9 protein-coding genes and 2 pseudogenes are annotated in these 14,783 nt (G+C 73.1%); 8 read left to right on the top strand and 3 right to left on the bottom strand.

Annotated elements, in window-relative coordinates; all coding sequences use genetic code 11:
- Positions 1–37: 37 nt before the first annotated feature.
- Complete coding sequence (locus AC507J_RS03065; RefSeq protein WP_496287502.1) at positions 38–433, top strand: SCO2097 family morphological protein; 396 nt, start codon at positions 38–40, stop codon at positions 431–433.
- Positions 434–499: 66 nt separating this feature from the next.
- On the opposite strand, the gene AC507J_RS03060 is transcribed toward AC507J_RS03065, so the two are convergent.
- The 3 genes from AC507J_RS03060 to AC507J_RS03050 are packed head-to-tail and all read right to left on the bottom strand — an operon-like array spanning position 500 to position 5,337.
- Positions 500–2,974 (bottom strand): transglutaminase TgpA family protein, encoded by a 2,475-nt coding sequence (locus tag AC507J_RS03060; protein WP_496287501.1) that lies wholly within the window; start codon positions 2,972–2,974, stop codon positions 500–502.
- 16 nt (positions 2,975–2,990) lie between these two features.
- Positions 2,991–4,283 (bottom strand): DUF58 domain-containing protein, encoded by a 1,293-nt coding sequence (locus AC507J_RS03055; protein WP_496287500.1) that lies wholly within the window; start codon positions 4,281–4,283, stop codon positions 2,991–2,993.
- A 1-nt stretch (position 4,284) separates the two neighbouring features.
- Positions 4,285–5,337 carry an AAA family ATPase gene (locus AC507J_RS03050; protein ID WP_496287499.1) on the bottom strand — a complete coding sequence of 351 codons (1,053 nt, stop codon included), beginning with the start codon at positions 5,335–5,337 and terminating at the stop codon, positions 4,285–4,287.
- Positions 5,338–5,650: 313 nt separating this feature from the next.
- Between AC507J_RS03050 and mbhE the strand changes: the two genes are divergently transcribed.
- From mbhE to leuS, 7 genes and pseudogenes are all read left to right on the top strand, one after another.
- Entirely contained in the window at positions 5,651–8,431 is a 2,781-nt protein-coding gene (gene mbhE / locus AC507J_RS03045; RefSeq protein ID WP_496287498.1) for a hydrogen gas-evolving membrane-bound hydrogenase subunit E, read from the top strand.
- A pseudogene (locus tag AC507J_RS03040) lies at positions 8,428–8,733 on the top strand (sodium:proton antiporter); the annotation flags it as partial. The gene mbhE and the pseudogene AC507J_RS03040, both read left to right, overlap by 4 nt.
- A 176-nt stretch (positions 8,734–8,909) precedes the next feature.
- The gene (locus tag AC507J_RS03035) at positions 8,910–10,376 is read left to right on the top strand and encodes a proton-conducting transporter transmembrane domain-containing protein (RefSeq protein ID WP_496287497.1); all 1,467 of its coding nucleotides are present in this window, start codon (positions 8,910–8,912) and stop codon (positions 10,374–10,376) included.
- Positions 10,373–10,858, top strand: a complete 486-nt coding sequence (locus AC507J_RS03030; RefSeq protein ID WP_496287496.1) for a Na+/H+ antiporter subunit E — start codon at positions 10,373–10,375, stop codon at positions 10,856–10,858. The genes AC507J_RS03035 and AC507J_RS03030 overlap by 4 nt, the downstream gene beginning before the upstream one ends.
- Positions 10,855–11,112, top strand: a complete 258-nt coding sequence (locus tag AC507J_RS03025) for an MrpF/PhaF family protein (protein ID WP_496287495.1) — start codon at positions 10,855–10,857, stop codon at positions 11,110–11,112. The genes AC507J_RS03030 and AC507J_RS03025 overlap by 4 nt, the downstream gene beginning before the upstream one ends.
- Positions 11,109–11,453 (top strand): annotated as a pseudogene (gene mnhG, locus AC507J_RS03020) (monovalent cation/H(+) antiporter subunit G); the annotation flags it as partial. The gene AC507J_RS03025 and the pseudogene mnhG, both read left to right, overlap by 4 nt.
- Before the next feature lie 373 nt (positions 11,454–11,826).
- The gene (gene leuS / locus AC507J_RS03015; protein ID WP_496287494.1) at positions 11,827–14,661 is read left to right on the top strand and encodes a leucine--tRNA ligase; all 2,835 of its coding nucleotides are present in this window, start codon (positions 11,827–11,829) and stop codon (positions 14,659–14,661) included.
- Positions 14,662–14,783 lie beyond the last annotated feature (122 nt).

Here is a 14,783-nt window from a genome sequence, read left to right as displayed (position 1 = left end):
CCGACCGGACCGACCAACGTGACCGGGGAGGAGTGCCGTGCCGCTCTCGGAGCACGAGCAGCGGCTGTTCGAGCAGATCGAGCGGTCGCTTGCCGAGGACCCCAAGTTCGCCTCGGCCGTGCGCGCCAGCGATCCGCGTTTCCATGCGCGGCGTCGCCTGCTCGTCGCCGCCGGCGTGATCATCGCTGGCCTGGCGTTGTTGGTCTATGGCGCGGTGATCAAGACTCCGCCGCTGGCAGTGGCGGGATTCGTTGTCATGCTGGCCTCGGCCGCCTTCGCGGTGCAGTCGCACCGCCGGGCACAGTCACCCGACCTGCACGTCGTCGGAGGCACGGCGAGTCGTCGCCGGTCCCGGGGCCGGGCCGGACGCCGACCCGGCCTCATCGACCGGCTGGAAGACCGGTGGCGGCAACGCCCGGAGGGCCATCGCTGACGAGACGACCGGGCCGCCGGTGGGAAGTCCCACCGCCGGCCCGGTCGTCGTCTCGGTCGCTCGGCCTCAGCGTCCCGTGCGGTTGGCGATCAGCCGGCGCGGGCTGAACCGTAGCAGCCGGTAGCGCAGCCGCTCACCGGAGTTCACCAACTGTGCCGAGGCGTCCGCCACGGCGGTCCGCCACCGGTGCAGCACCGACGGCGGCAGCACGGCCGCCATCAGCCGGGTCCGCCGGTCGGCCTGACCGGCCAGCGCCTCGCGTACCGTGCGCAGGGCCGTCGGCAGGGGCTCCCCGGTCAACGGGTCCCGCGCGTAGCGGGCCCGCTCCTCAGCCCGGCCGAGCAGGCGTGCCGCGGTGCCGGCCTCGGCGTCGGCGTGCAGCGGCTCACCGGCCAACCGCTCCGCGGTCGCCCGTGGCGTCTCCGTCCGGTCCACCCTGACCCGGTAGTCGACAAGCGTGTCGATCAGTTCCGCCCAGGCCGCGTGCGCGTCCGCCCGGGCCCGATCCGGGTCGGTAGCGACCACCATGACCGGTTGCTCCGTGCCGGTGGCGTCCGCATCCGGCGCGTCGACCGTCCGGAGGACCGGTGCCGGCCGGGCCCGGCGGCGGCGCAGGGCGAGCCGGCGCAGTGCGGGGACGGCGAGCAGGACGAGCAGCGCCAGTACGCCGAGGGCCGTGAACCAGGGCCAGACCGGTGCCGACCCGGCCGAGGTGCCGTCACTGCCGACCGCCGTCGGGTCATCGCCCTCTTCGAACTGGTCCGGTGCGCGGTCCGGGCCGGCCGAGGGTTCGCTCTCGTCCGGGGTGTCCGCCGTGCCGGTCTGCGGCGTCGAGTCCTCCGGGGCGTCGGTGTCCGGTGCCCAGGCCGAGCGGGTCGAGCCGGGCACCCCGTAGCTCGGGGTGGCGTCGAACGGCACCCAGCCGATCTGGTCGAAGTAGACCTCGGTCCAGGCGTGCAGATTCCGGTTGGTCAGGGTGTAGGTGTCACCGCTGCGCCGGTTGCCGTTGGTGAAGCCGAAGGCGACCCGGGCCGGGATGCCCGCGTCCCGGACCATCCAGGCCATCGCCGCGGCGTACTGCTGGCAGAAGCCGGCCTTGTTCTCCAGGAAGTCGAGGATCTGCTCCCCGCTGGTGCCCTCCTCGGTGTTCAGCTGGTAGGTGAAGCCGTTGTCCTCGGAGAAGTAGTCGTAGATGGCCCGCACCTTGTCGTACTCGGTGCGCTTGCCCCGGACCAGCTCCGCCACCAGGTCCTGCACCTCGGCCACCTCGGGCGTGCGGGTCTGCTCCCGGCGGAGCGGCAGGTCGGCCGGGAGCGGCTGGGCCGAGCGCAGCGCCTGCGGGCTGTACGTCGAGCGCACGTAGTCGAAGGAGTACGTCCGGCCCCGGGAGTTCTCCCGGTTCGAGAAGACGACCTGCAGGTTCGGGTCGTAGAACCAGTTGTTGCCGAGGTCGGCGAAGCGGACCGGTTCGGCGTAGACCGGCAGCAGCCGCATGTCCAGGTCGCGGGAGACCTCCACGGTGGCCTGGTGCCGGGTCCGCTCGACCCCGGACGGCGTCCGCCGTCCCGGGTCGGGCAGGTCACCTGTGACCCGCTGGCCGTTGGGGCCCCGGACCCGGAACCCGTCCGCCTGAAGGTCGTCGGCGACCCCGAAGCGCAGGTAGAAGGGCTCCTCCTCGGTGGTGGTGACCTTGACCAGGTCGGTCACCTGGGACTGGTTGAGCCGTCCGCTGAGCGCGGCGAAGAGGTCGACCCGCCCGGGGGAGCCGCCCAGCCCGTTGCCGCCGAGACCGGAACCCGCACCGGGATTCAGGGTGCTCATCAGGCCGGCGGTCATCCCCGGCACGGCCAGCGGCACCAGCACGGCCAGCGCGAGGCCGACCACGGCCAACCGGCGCCCGGTGGCGGCCAGCGGCGACGCCTCCCAGACGTCGACGTCGCGGCCGTCGCCGGTGAACCGCCTGCCGAACCGGCGTACCCGGTCCACGTTGTCGGTGACCAGCAGCCAGAGGAAGCCGGCCGCGCCGATCGCGAACGGCAGCGGCGGGACGCTGTCCACGTAGACCGCCACCGGCACCGAGTAGATGGCCAGCATCGGCAGCCCGGCCAGGGCGGGCCGGCGCAGCCCGACGCAGAGCACGTCCACCAGCACCGCCACCGCGCCCACGCCGAGCACTGTGACGAACAGCAGCGGGTCGGTGTCCGGCACCTGCACGCTGTGGGTGCGCATGTCCTCGCCGGAGCCGGCGATCAGCTCGGCGAAGTGCCCGAAGGTGGCCGGGGTGGGCAGCACGGCCAGCAGTTCCTTACCGCTGGGGAAGAGCCAGGTCAGGGCGAGCGCGAGACCGCCGAGCATGGCCAGGACCTGGGCCCAGACCGGGGTCCGGCCGAGCCGGGCCAGCGCCGCCGCGGCGGCCACCGCGGCCACCGCGATGACGGCCTGGACCAGCCATGTCCAGCGTTCGAAGATGGCCGACAGCGGCGCGGCGGCGAGCAGCGTCGCGGCGGCGGCCACCAGGCCCAGGTTCCGATGGGCGATCATGAGGGGGACCTTCCGTTCATCGCGCGGTGCCCGCCACCGTCTCGGCCATCGCCGCGCGGAGGGCGAAGCCCTGGGAGCCCCGGCCCGCCTGTGGCCAGAGCGCCGCCAGCCGGCCACCGTGGTCGACGCCGATCACCCGCCAGCCGGACTGGAGCAGGGCCAGCGCGGCGGTGTCGTGCGCCTGGTCGGCCTCGGCACGGGCGTGCGCCGGCAGGTTGAGCCAGGCGGAGCTGTCCAGCAGGAAGCAGACGCAGGTGGCGCCGTTGGCCCGCAACCCGGCGAGCAGTTCCGCCTCGGCGGTGCTCAACGACCCGAACAGGCCGATGATCAGGCCGCCGTCGGAGCGCTGCCGGACGTGCTGGATCAGCGTGGTGATCTCGACCCGCTGGTCCAGCCGGACCTCGGCGAGGTGATCGAGCAGCAGCCCGTCACCCTCGCCCGCGTCGACGTCCCCGCCGGAGCCGGTGACCAGGCGCAGCTTGTAGCCGGCCTGGCGCAGGTGGACGGCGACGCTTGCGGCGGCCGAGACGGCCCACTCGAAGCTGGCCGTCGGGCCGTCGCCCCGATGGCCGTACGCCCGGGTGTCCAGCAGCACCGTGGCCCGACTCTCCCAGGGCTGTTCCTCGCGCCGCACCATCAGCTCGCCGGTGCGTGCGGTGGACTTCCAGTGCACCCGGCGCAGGTCGTCGCCGCGCCGGTATTCCCGGGTCGCCGCGTCGTCCTCGCCGTGCACCGCGACCGAGCGGGCCCGGCTCTCGCCGCTGCCGGCGTACTCGCCGGGCAGCCGTACCGAGGGCAGCGGCACCACCTGCGGCACGACCGTGAGCCGGTCGGTGCCGGGGAACGCGCGGCTGAGTTCGCAGAGCCCGAACGGGTCGGTCATCCGGACCACCAGCGGGCCCACCTCGTACCGGCCGCGCACGTCGGCCCGCACGGTGTACGCCACCGAGCTGGCCTGGTGCGCGCCGAGCCGTTCGAGGACCACCCGGGGCCGGCTGCCCAGCGCGTACGGGAGGCGGTCCTCAAGCAGCAGGGTGCCGGTGGGCAGCCGGGACATGTTCTGCAACCGCAGCACCACCCGGGCGCTGGCGCCGACCGGCACCCGGTGCGGGTCAAGCGACCGGTGGCAGGCCAGCTTGTAGCGGCTACGCCCGACGTAGAACGCGGCGAGCAGCGGCAGGACGGCCAGCAGCACCGCCACCCGCAGCAGATCCTTCTCGCCGAGGATGCCGGCGGAGATGGCCGCCGCGATCGCGGCGGCCAGGAAGGAACGGCCGCGGGTGGTCAGCCCGCGTAGCCCGTCACGCACGTCACGGCCTCCGGGGCTCGAACGGCGCCCGGCCGTTGCCGCTCGGCGGGCGGCTGTCGTACGGCGCGCGGTTGCGGTCGTGCGGCAGCGGCAGCCGGTGCACCAGGTCGGCGATGATCGCGTCGGTGGTGCGGCGGGCGAGCTGGGCGTCGGCGGTGGGAATGAGCCGGTGCGCCAGCACCGGGACGGCGAGCACCTGGAGGTCGTCCGGGAGCACGTAGTCGCGCCCGTCGAGGGCGGCCACCGCCCGGGCGGTACGCAGCAGCTGCAACGTGCATCGGGGCGAGGCGCCCAGCCGCAGGTCGGGCGACTCGCGGGTGGCGGTGACCAGGTCGACGGCGTACTGCTTGACCGCGTCGGCGACGTGCACCTGCCGGACGTGGCCGATCAGCCGGCGGACCGTCTCGGCGTCGGAGACCGGGCGCAGCGCCGGCAGCGGGTCCAGCGCGCCGTGGCCGTCGAGCATGGCCAACTCGGCGGTGGGGTCCGGGTAGCCCATCGCGATCCGGGCGGTGAACCGGTCGCGCTGCGCCTCCGGCAGCGGGTATGTCCCCTCCATCTCGATCGGGTTCTGCGTCGCGATCACCATGAACGGGGTCTGCAACTGGTACGTCACCCCGTCGACCGTGACCTGCCGCTCCTCCATGCACTCCAGCAGCGCGGACTGGGTCTTCGGCGAGGCCCGGTTGATCTCGTCACCGACCACCAGGTTGGCGAAGACGGCACCCGGGCGGAACTCGAAGTCGTGTGTCTCCTGGTTGTAGACGCTCACCCCGGTGACGTCGCTTGGCAGCAGGTCGGGAGTGAACTGGATCCGGCGTACCGAACAGTCGATGGACCGCGCGAGGGCCTTGGCCAGCTTGGTCTTGCCGACGCCGGGGACGTCCTCGATGAGCAGGTGACCCTCGGCGAGTAGGACGGCGAGGGCCAGCCGCACGGTGGCGGTCTTGCCCTCGATGACCTGCTCGATGTTGGCCACGATTGCGTCGCTGGCGGCGCGGAACTCGTCGTGCGGCAGCAATCCGCCAACTTCGTCCCAGGTCTGTTGTGTCACGGGCCTCCTCCTCGTCGCCGTCACGGCAGCTCTGAAAAGAGCACCTGGACCCGCCGTTGGGTTCGCGACGTGCGAGCCTCGTCTGCCGCAGCAATCTCACTGGCCTCTCAGGCTAACCATGTTTGTCGCCAACGCCGACCGCCGCAGGTGTTTGACCGGTTACACAGTGATTTGTCATTCACGCAACGCATGTCGACGACTGTGCCGGGTAATGCGACCAGCCAGGCCGCCCTCGGCACAGGAGGAACATGACGGAAAGCCATCTGTCCATCAACCCGGGTACCTGGCTGCTGGCGATCAGTCCGATTCCGCCGTGATCCTCGCGGTCGTCCTCGCCTGGCAGGCCGTGCTGGCCGGTTGCACCCCGCTGCTGACCCGGCGGTTCGGGCGCGACGCCGGTTACCCGTTGGCCGCCGGCTACCTGGTCGGCGCCGGCCTGCTGCTCAGCCAGTTGCCGGTGATCCTCGACGACCGGGAGGTCGCCGTGGCCTGGCGGTGGCTGCCCGCGCTGGAGGTAAGCGCCGCGCTGCGGATGGACGCGCTCGGCCTGGTCTTCGCCCTGCTGGCCCTCGGCGTCGGCGCGCTGATCATGGCCTACTGCCCCCGGTACCTCAGCGCCGACGAGGGCCGGCACGAGCGGGTGTACGCCACCCTGACCCTCTTCGCCGCCGCCATGCTGGGCCTGGTGCTCTCCGACGACCTGCTGGTGCTCTTCGTCTTCTGGGAGCTGACCTCCATCCTGTCCTTCGTCCTGATCGGGCAGGGTGGCCGGCCGGCGGCCACCGGTCCGGCCGTGCAGGCCCTGCTGGTCACCGTCACCGGCGGGCTGGCCCTGCTGGCCGCGATCGTGCTGGTGGCGGTGCACGCCGGCACCACCAGCCTGAACACGATCGTCGACGAGCCGGAGCGGCTCAGCGGCGGGCCGGCCTGGGCGGTCGGTGCGCTGATCCTGGTCGCCGCGTTCACCAAGTCCGCGCAGTTGCCGTTCCACTTCTGGCTGCCCGGCGCGATGGTGGCGATCACGCCGGTGAGCGCGTACCTGCATGCGGCGACGATGGTGAAGGCCGGCATCTACCTGCTGATGCGGTTCTCGGCGGTGTTCGGCGGCACGGTGGCGTGGGACGCCGTGCTGATGGTCGGCGGGCTGCTGACCGCGATCCTGGGTGCGGCGCTGGCGTTGCGGCAGTACGACCTCAAGGCGTTGCTGGCGTACTCCACGGTCAGTCAGCTCGGCCTGCTGGTCGGGGTGATCGGCGCGGGTACCCCGGCCGCCGACGCGGCGGCGATCCTCTACACCGTCGCGCACGCGCTGTTCAAGGCGACGCTCTTCATGCTGGTCGGCATCATCGACCACCAGGCGGGCAGCCGGGACGTGCGGGAGCTGTCCGGGTTGCACCGGGTGATGCCGGTGACGGTCTGGCTCACCGCCCTGGCCGCGATGTCGATGGCCGGCCTGCCGCCGACCATCGGCTTCGTCGGCAAGGAGGCGATCTTTGAGGCGCTCGGCGAGTCGCGCGGGGTGTGGTGGCTGGGCTGGTCCGCCGCCGGGCTCGCGGTGCTCGCCTCGGTGCTCACCTTCGCGTACGCGGCCCGGCTCGTACACGGGATGATCGAGGGACCGACCCGGCAACGCCGGTTGCACGAGCCCTCCTGGTCGTTCCTGGCGCCCGCCGCGCTCGCCGCGGTGGTGGCCACCGCGCTCGGCCCGGCGGTGGCCGTGCTGAGCCCGCTTGTGGAACGGGCCGCCGACGACGCCCGCCCGGAAGGCACCCCGCCCTACCTGGCCTTCTGGCACGGGTTCACCCCGGCGCTGGGCCTGAGCGCGCTCACCGTGCTGCTCGGCACCGTGCTCTTCCTCGGCCGGGTACGGGTGGACCGGTGGCTGCGGGCCGTACCGACCACGCCGCCGCTCGCCGAGTTGCTGGAGCGCGGCCGGCAGCGGCTGCTGCGGGTCGGCGCGCTGGTCGCCCGGCCGGCGCACGCCGTGGGGCCGGCGCCCTACCTGGTTCGGCCGTTGCTGGCCGTGGTGCTGCTCGCGGCGGTCGCCGTGCTGCTGCCGGGGGTGCCGGCCATTCCCGGCGGTGACCTCGCCCGGCCCACCGACTGGCTGCTGCTGGGCCTGCTCGGCGGGACCCTCGCCGGCCTGCTGGTGGTGCGCTCGGCGCTGGCCGCGATTGCGCTCACCGGCGTGGTGGGGCTGCTGTTGACGGCCTGGTTCCTGACCGTCGGCGCCCCGGACGTGGCGTTGACGCTGATGCTTGTGGAGGTGCTCACCGCGGTGGTCGTCATGCTGGCCCTGCGGCAGCAACCGGACCGGCTCGCTCCGATCGGCCGCCGCCGGCCGGTGGTCGGCGCAGCGCTGCTCGCGCTGGCGGCGGGGGTCGCGGCGGCGGTCGGTACGGCGGCGCTCACCGGTCGCGCCGAACCGTCCGAGCCCGGTTCGTGGTACCTCGACCACGCCGAGGAGCTGACCGGCGGCACGAACGTGGTAAACACCATCCTGGTGGACTTCCGCGCCCTGGACACCCTCGGCGAGGCGGTGGTGCTCGCGGTGGTGGCGCTCGGCCTGGTCCAACTCGTCGGCGGGGCCGGGGGCAGCGGCCGGGCGGCGGACGGCGGCCGGGCCACGGTCGGCGGCCGGGTGGAGAGCGACCCGGTGCTGCGGCTGGCCTACCGGATGCTCGCGCCGCTGATGCTTGTCGCCTCGGCCGTGCTGTTCCTGCGCGGCCACTACGAGACCGGCGGTGGCTTCATCGGGGCGCTGCTCGCCGGCACCGCCGTCGGGCTCGGCCAGCTCGCGCATCCCGGTGGCGCTCCGCTGCTGGGCCGGTTGCGCGCGGTGCCGTTGGCGACCGCCGGGCTGCTGACGGCCGTCGCCGCCGGGCTGGTGCCGCTCGCCGCCGGCCGGCCCTTCCTCACCCCGCTCAGTGCCAGCCCACCCGGTCCGGTGCCGTCACTGAGCACCTCGCTCCTGTTCGACCTGGGCATCTATCTGATGGTCCTGGCCCTGGTGGTGGCCGCGGTACGTCGGCTCGGCGTACCGCCCGCCGCCGGGCAGGACGCGCCCCGCAGCGCCGTGCGAGGTGCGTCGTGAGCGCCGCGTTGATGGTCGGCACGCTGGTCGCGGCCGGGGTCTTCCTGCTGCTGCGGCCCGGCCAGCTGCGACTGGTGCTCGGCTTCGTCCTGCTCGGGCACGCGGTAAACGTGGTGCTGCTCGCCGCGGGCGGGCTCCAGCGCCGTACGGCGCCGCTGGCGGAGGTGGGCCCGGAGACGGCGGACCCGCTGCCGCAGGCGTTCGTGCTGACCGCGATCGTGATCACCTTCGGCATCACCGTGCACCTGCTCGGGCTGCTGCGCCGGGGTACGGCGGACCCGGACGCCGACGGCGGTGCCCCCGACCCCGACGGCGACACCGGGACAGGCGACGGCGACACCGGACCGGGTGACGACACCGGGACGGGCGACGGCGACACCGGACCGGGCGACGGCGACACCGGAACAGGGCACGGCGGCCCGGCCGATGACGAGACGCACCGAGCGGCCGACGACGGCGGATCGGGGGTGACCTCCCGATGAACGGCCTCCTGCTGGTGCTTCCGATCGCCGGGCCGCTGCTGGTCGCCGGGCTGCTCCTCGCCCTGCCGGGGCGCACCCGGCTGCACCGGGCCGCGGCCCTGGCCACCACGACGGCGGTGCTGGTGGGTGCGGTGGCCCTGCTGGTCGCCACCGCCGACGGCGCGGTGCCGGTGCTGCGGGTCGGCGGGTGGCCGGCGCCGGTCGCCATCGGCCTGGCGGCCGACGCGTTCAGCGCCCTGCTGGTGGTGGTGGCGACCCTTGTGGTGCTCTGCTGCCTGGTCTCCGCCGCTGGCTCCGGGGACGACCGGCGGCCGTACTTCCTGCCGTTGGTGCTGGTGCTCGCCGCCGGGGCGAACGGTGCCTTCCTCACCACCGACCTGTTCAACCTCTTCGTGCTGATCGAGGTCATGCTGGTGCCCTCGTACGTGCTGCTGAGCCTGACCGGCGGAGCCGGGCGGGGCGGCGCGGGCCGGGTGTACGTGGCGACCAACCTGCTCGGCTCCACCCTGCTGCTGACCGGGGTGGCCCTGGTCTACGGCACCGCCGGCACGGTGGGGCTGGGCGGGCTGGCCGGCGCGGCGCGGGACGACCCGGCGGTGGCGGTCGCCGGTGGCGTGGTGCTGCTCGCGCTGGCGGTCAAGAGCGCGCTGGTCCCGGTGCACGACTGGCTGCCGCGCACCTACCCGGTGGCCTCGCCGGTGGTGGTGGCGCTCTTCTCCGGACTGCTCACCAAGGTCGGTCTCTACGCCGTCATCCGGATCTACGCAGTGGTGTACGGCGGCGACCCGGCCTACCACTGGCTGCTCGGCGCGGTGGCGCTGCTGTCGATGGTGGTCGGGGTGCTCGGCGCGCTCGGCGAGAGTTCGATGCGTCGGATCCTCGCCTTCCACATGGTCAGCCAGATCGGTTACCTGCTGCTCGGCCTGGCGCTGTTCACCGCCGCCAGCCTGGTCGCGACCGTGTACTACCTGGCCCAGTACGTCCTGGTGAAGGCGGCGTTGTTCCTCTGCGCCGCAGCGGTGCGCGTCGCCCGGGGCAGCGACCGGCTGGACGGACCCGGCGGTCTGGCGAACCAGCGGCCGGCGCTCGCCCTGGCCTTCGGCGCGGCGGCGCTGTCGCTGGCCGGCCTGCCGCCCTTCTCCGGCTTCCTGGCCAAGTTCCTGCTGCTGCGGGCCACCGCGGAGGCCGGCGCCTGGCCGGCGATGACCGTGGCGGTCCTGGTCAGCCTGGTCACCCTGCTCTCCATGCTGAAGATCTGGAGCGCGTTGTTCACCGGCGACGAGTCGCCTGCGGAGAAGGTGGGCAACCGGATCGGCCGGTCGCTGGTCGCGCCGCCGCTGGCCCTGGCCGGGCTCTCCCTGGTGGCCGGGCTGGCCGCCCAGCCGCTGCTGGTGGTGGCCGACACCGCAGCCGCCGGGCTGCTCGACCCGGCCGGCTACGTACGGGCGGTGACCGGTCGATGAGTGGGCGGAGCGAGCGCGCCGGGCTCGGGCGGCGGGCGGCGGTGCGTACCGGACGGGTCCTGCGCTTCGTCGGCTGGTTCGCGGTCCGGCTGGTCCAGACGAACCTGACCGTGGCCCGGGAGATCCTGACCCCCGGTTCCGGGCTGCACCCAGCAGTGGTGCGGGTGCCGGTGCGCGCGGAGACCGACAGCGAGATCGCGGCCGTGACGCTTGCGGTGAGCCTGACCCCGGGCACCCTCGTCCTGGCCGTGCACCGCGATCCGGTGGCGTTGTCGGTGCACGGCATGTACGCCGCCGACCCGGTGGCGGTCCGCCGGGACGTCGCCGAACTGGAACGGCGGGTGCTGGCCGCCATCCGCCCCGTCGACCACCCCGACGACGACCTGCCGGACAGCGGCCCGCCCGACGAGGGCCGGCCCGGCGAGAACCGGGACACCGAACCGCCCGATGACGATCCGGACGTGCCGCGGAGGTGGCGATGATCCTGCTCGACGTACTGCTCGTGGTCCTCGCGGGCGCGATGGTGACGGTGGTCTACCGGTTGGTGACCGGCCCGACCGACGCCGACCGGGCCGCCGCCCTGGACCTTGGCTTCTTCGTCTTCCTGGCGGCCGTCGCGCTGCTCGCCGCCCGACTGGACGCGCCGGCCCTGCTCGATCTGGTGCTTACCGGGACGCTTGTGAGCTTCCTGGCCACGGTGGCGATGGCCCGGCTGGTGGACCGGGGCAAGCGATGATCCGCACGACGGCGGCGTACGCCTTGTTGCTGCTCGGTACCGCGCTGATCGCGATCAGCGCGGTCGGGCTGATCCGGCTGCCGGACGTCTACAACCGGATGAACGCCGTCGCCAAGGCGGCCGGCCTCGGGCTGAGCCTCGTGCTGCTCGGCGTCCTGCTGCTGGTGCCTGGTGTGCGTACCACCGTGGTGGTGCTGGTGGCGATCGGCCTGCAACTCTTCACCGCGCCGGTCGGCGGCTACGCGCTGGCCCGGGCCGCGTACCGGGCCGGGGCGCCGCTGGCGCCGATCACCCGCTACGACCAACTCGGCGGCCGGGCCGGCGACGGCGACGGTCGGGCCGGGGATGGCCGGGCCGGGGATGGTCGGGCTGGCGACGGTCGGGCCGGGGATGGTCGGGCTGGCGACGATGCCGGCCGGACCGGCGAGCGCCAGGGGTGAGGAACGGGCGGTGCGCGCCGCGAGCGGGGCAGTGGGCGGCGGCCCCGCCGTCGATGGCGGTACACTGCGGGCATGGCCGGAGTCTTCCTGCTTCTTACCGGGCCGTGCTGATGCGCTGAAGGCGCGACAGCACGGCGGCCCCTCCTGCGTGAGGGGCTTTTTCGTGCCCGCCGCCGGCTGCGGGGTCCGTCGTCGGTTGCGGGGCGGGCCACCGAGGCAGCCACCAGACCAGCCAGCACGGACAGACTCCGCCGAGCGACGCGAGGAGAAGGCCATGACCGAAGCAGCTACCAGCGACACCCCACCATTCCGGTACACCGCCGTGCTGGCCGACGAGATCGAGCGCCGCTGGCAGGACACCTGGGAACGGGAGGGCAGCTTCCACGCGCCGAACCCGACCGGCCCGCTGGCCGACCCGGGCCACCCGCGCTTCGACGCGGAGAAGCTGTACGTGCTGGACATGTTCCCCTACCCGTCCGGGGCCGGGCTGCACGTGGGACACCCGCTGGGCTACATCGGCACCGACTGCTTCGCCCGCTACCAGCGGATGGCCGGGCGCAACGTGCTGCACGCGATGGGCTTCGACGCGTTCGGCCTGCCCGCCGAGCAGTACGCGGTGCAGACCGGTACCCACCCGCGGACCACCACCGAGGCCAACATCGAGCGGTACAAGGCGCAGCTGCGCCGGCTGGGACTGGCCCACGACAAGCGGCGTTCGGTGGCCACCATCGACACCGACTTCTACCGCTGGACCCAGTGGATCTTCCTGCAGATCTTCAACTCCTGGTACGACCGGGAAGCCGGCCGGGCCCGCCCGATCAGCGAGCTGATCGCCGAGTTCACCGCCGGCACCCGGCCCACCCCGGATGGCCGCCCGTGGGCCGAGCTGTCGCCCGCCGAGCGTCGCCAGGTCGTCGACGACCACCGGCTGGCGTACGTCTCGCAGGCGCCGGTCAACTGGTGCCCGGGGCTGGGCACCGTGCTGGCCAACGAGGAGGTCACCGCCGACGGCCGCTCGGAGCGCGGCAACTTCCCGGTCTTCAAGCGCAACCTGAAGCAGTGGATGATGCGGATCACCGCGTACGGCGACCGGCTCCTGGACGACCTGGACAAGCTGGACTGGCCCGAGCCGATCAAGCTGATGCAGCGCAACTGGATCGGCCGCTCCACCGGCGCGCACATCGACTTCCCGACCACGGTCACCCCGATCCGGGTGTTCACGACCCGGCCGGACACCATCTTCGGGGCCACCTACATGGTGCTGGCGCCGGAACACGAGCTGGTCGACGCGCTGGTCCCGGCGGCCTGGCCGGAGGGCACCCGCGAGGCGTGGACCGGCGGGCACGCCAACCCCCGCGCCGCAGTGGAGGCGTACCGCAAGGCGGCTGCGGCCAAGACCGACGTCGAGCGGCAGGCCGAGACCAAGGAGAAGAGCGGCGTCTTCACCGGCGGGTACGCCACCAACCCGGTCACCGGCGCGCAGATCCCGATCTTCATCGCCGACTATGTGCTGGCCGGCTACGGCACCGGCGCGATCATGGCAGTGCCCGCCCAGGACGAGCGGGACTGGGACTTCGCCGAGCTGTTCGAGCTGCCGATCGTGCGTACCGTGCAGCCGCCGGAGGGCTTCGACGGCAAGGCGTACACCGGGGAGGGGCCGGCGGTCAACAGCGCCGCGCCCGAGCGCGGCCTGGACCTGAACGGCCTGGGGGTGGCCGACGCGAAGGCCCGGACCATCGAGTGGCTCCAGGACAACGGCGCCGGCCAGGGCGCGACGACCTACCGGCTGCGGGACTGGCTGTTCAGCCGGCAGCGCTACTGGGGCGAGCCGTTCCCGATCGTGTACGACGCCGACGGTGCCGCCATCGCGCTGCCAGAGGAGATGCTGCCGGTCGAGCTGCCCGAGGTGGACGACTTCTCCCCGCGCACCTTCGACCCGGAGGACGCGAACAGCGACCCGGAGACGCCGCTGTCGCGCCGCCGCGACTGGGTGGAGGTGGAGCTGGACCTGGGTGACGGGCCCAAGCGCTACACCCGGGAGACAAACGTGATGCCGCAGTGGGCCGGCTCCTGCTGGTACGAGCTGCGCTACCTGGATCCGGCCAACGGCGAGCGGTTCGTCGACGCGGAGAACGAGCGCTACTGGATGGGTCCGCGCGCCGAGGGCGACTGCGGTGGCGTGGACCTGTACGTCGGCGGTGCCGAACACGCCGTGCTGCACCTGCTGTACGCCCGGTTCTGGCACAAGGTGCTGTACGACCTGGGCCACGTGTCGAGCTTCGAGCCGTTCCGCAAGCTGTTCAACCAGGGCTACATCCAGGCGTACGCGTACACCGACGCCCGGGGCGCGTACGTGCCGGCCGAGGAGGTCGCTGAGCGCGACGGCGGCTTCTTCCTGGGTGACGTCCAGGTCAACCGCGAGTACGGCAAGATGGGCAAGTCCCTGAAGAACGTGGTCACCCCGGACGAGATGTGCGCGGCGTACGGCGCCGACACGTTCCGGGTTTACGAGATGTCGATGGGCCCGCTGGAGGTGTCCCGCCCGTGGGAGACCCGGGCGGTGGTCGGCTCGTACCGGTTCCTGCAACGGGTCTGGCGGGCCATCGTCGACGAGCAGACCGGGCAGTCGCGGGTCACCGACGACCCGGCCGACGAGGCCACCCGGCGGCTGCTGCACAAGGTGATCGACGGCGTCCGGGGCGACATGGCGGGGATCCGGTTCAATACCGCGATCGCCAAGCTGATCGAGCTGACCAACGCGGTGACCCGGCTGAACCGGACCCCGCGTGAGGTGGCTGAGCCGCTGGTGCTGATGCTGGCCCCGGTCGCCCCGCACATCGCCGAGGAGCTGTGGCGGCGGCTGGGCCACGACACCTCGCTGACCTACGCCGATTTCCCGGTCGCCGACCCGGCCCTGCTGGTCGCCGAGACGGTCACCTACCCGGTGCAGGTCAACGGCAAGGTCCGCGGCCGGATCGAGGTCCCCGCCGACGCCGGCGAGGAGGACGTCCGCGCCCAGGCGCTGGCCGCAGTGGCCACCGTCCTGGCCGGCAAGGACCCCCGCAAGGTAATCGTCATCCCCACCCGCATGGTCTCCATCGTGCTGTAACCCCCACCCACCCCCACCCACCCCCACCCCCCTCCTGCCCCGTTGATCATGAGGTTGGCGGCAGTAGTTGATCTTCAAAGTGCCGCCAACCTCATGATCAACGCTGAGGTGGGGGTGGGGTG

This window comes from Micromonospora sp. PRAS1, assembly GCF_059553435.1.
Note: the sequence above shows the minus strand (reverse complement) of the source record. Positions and strands in the feature narration are given on the sequence as shown.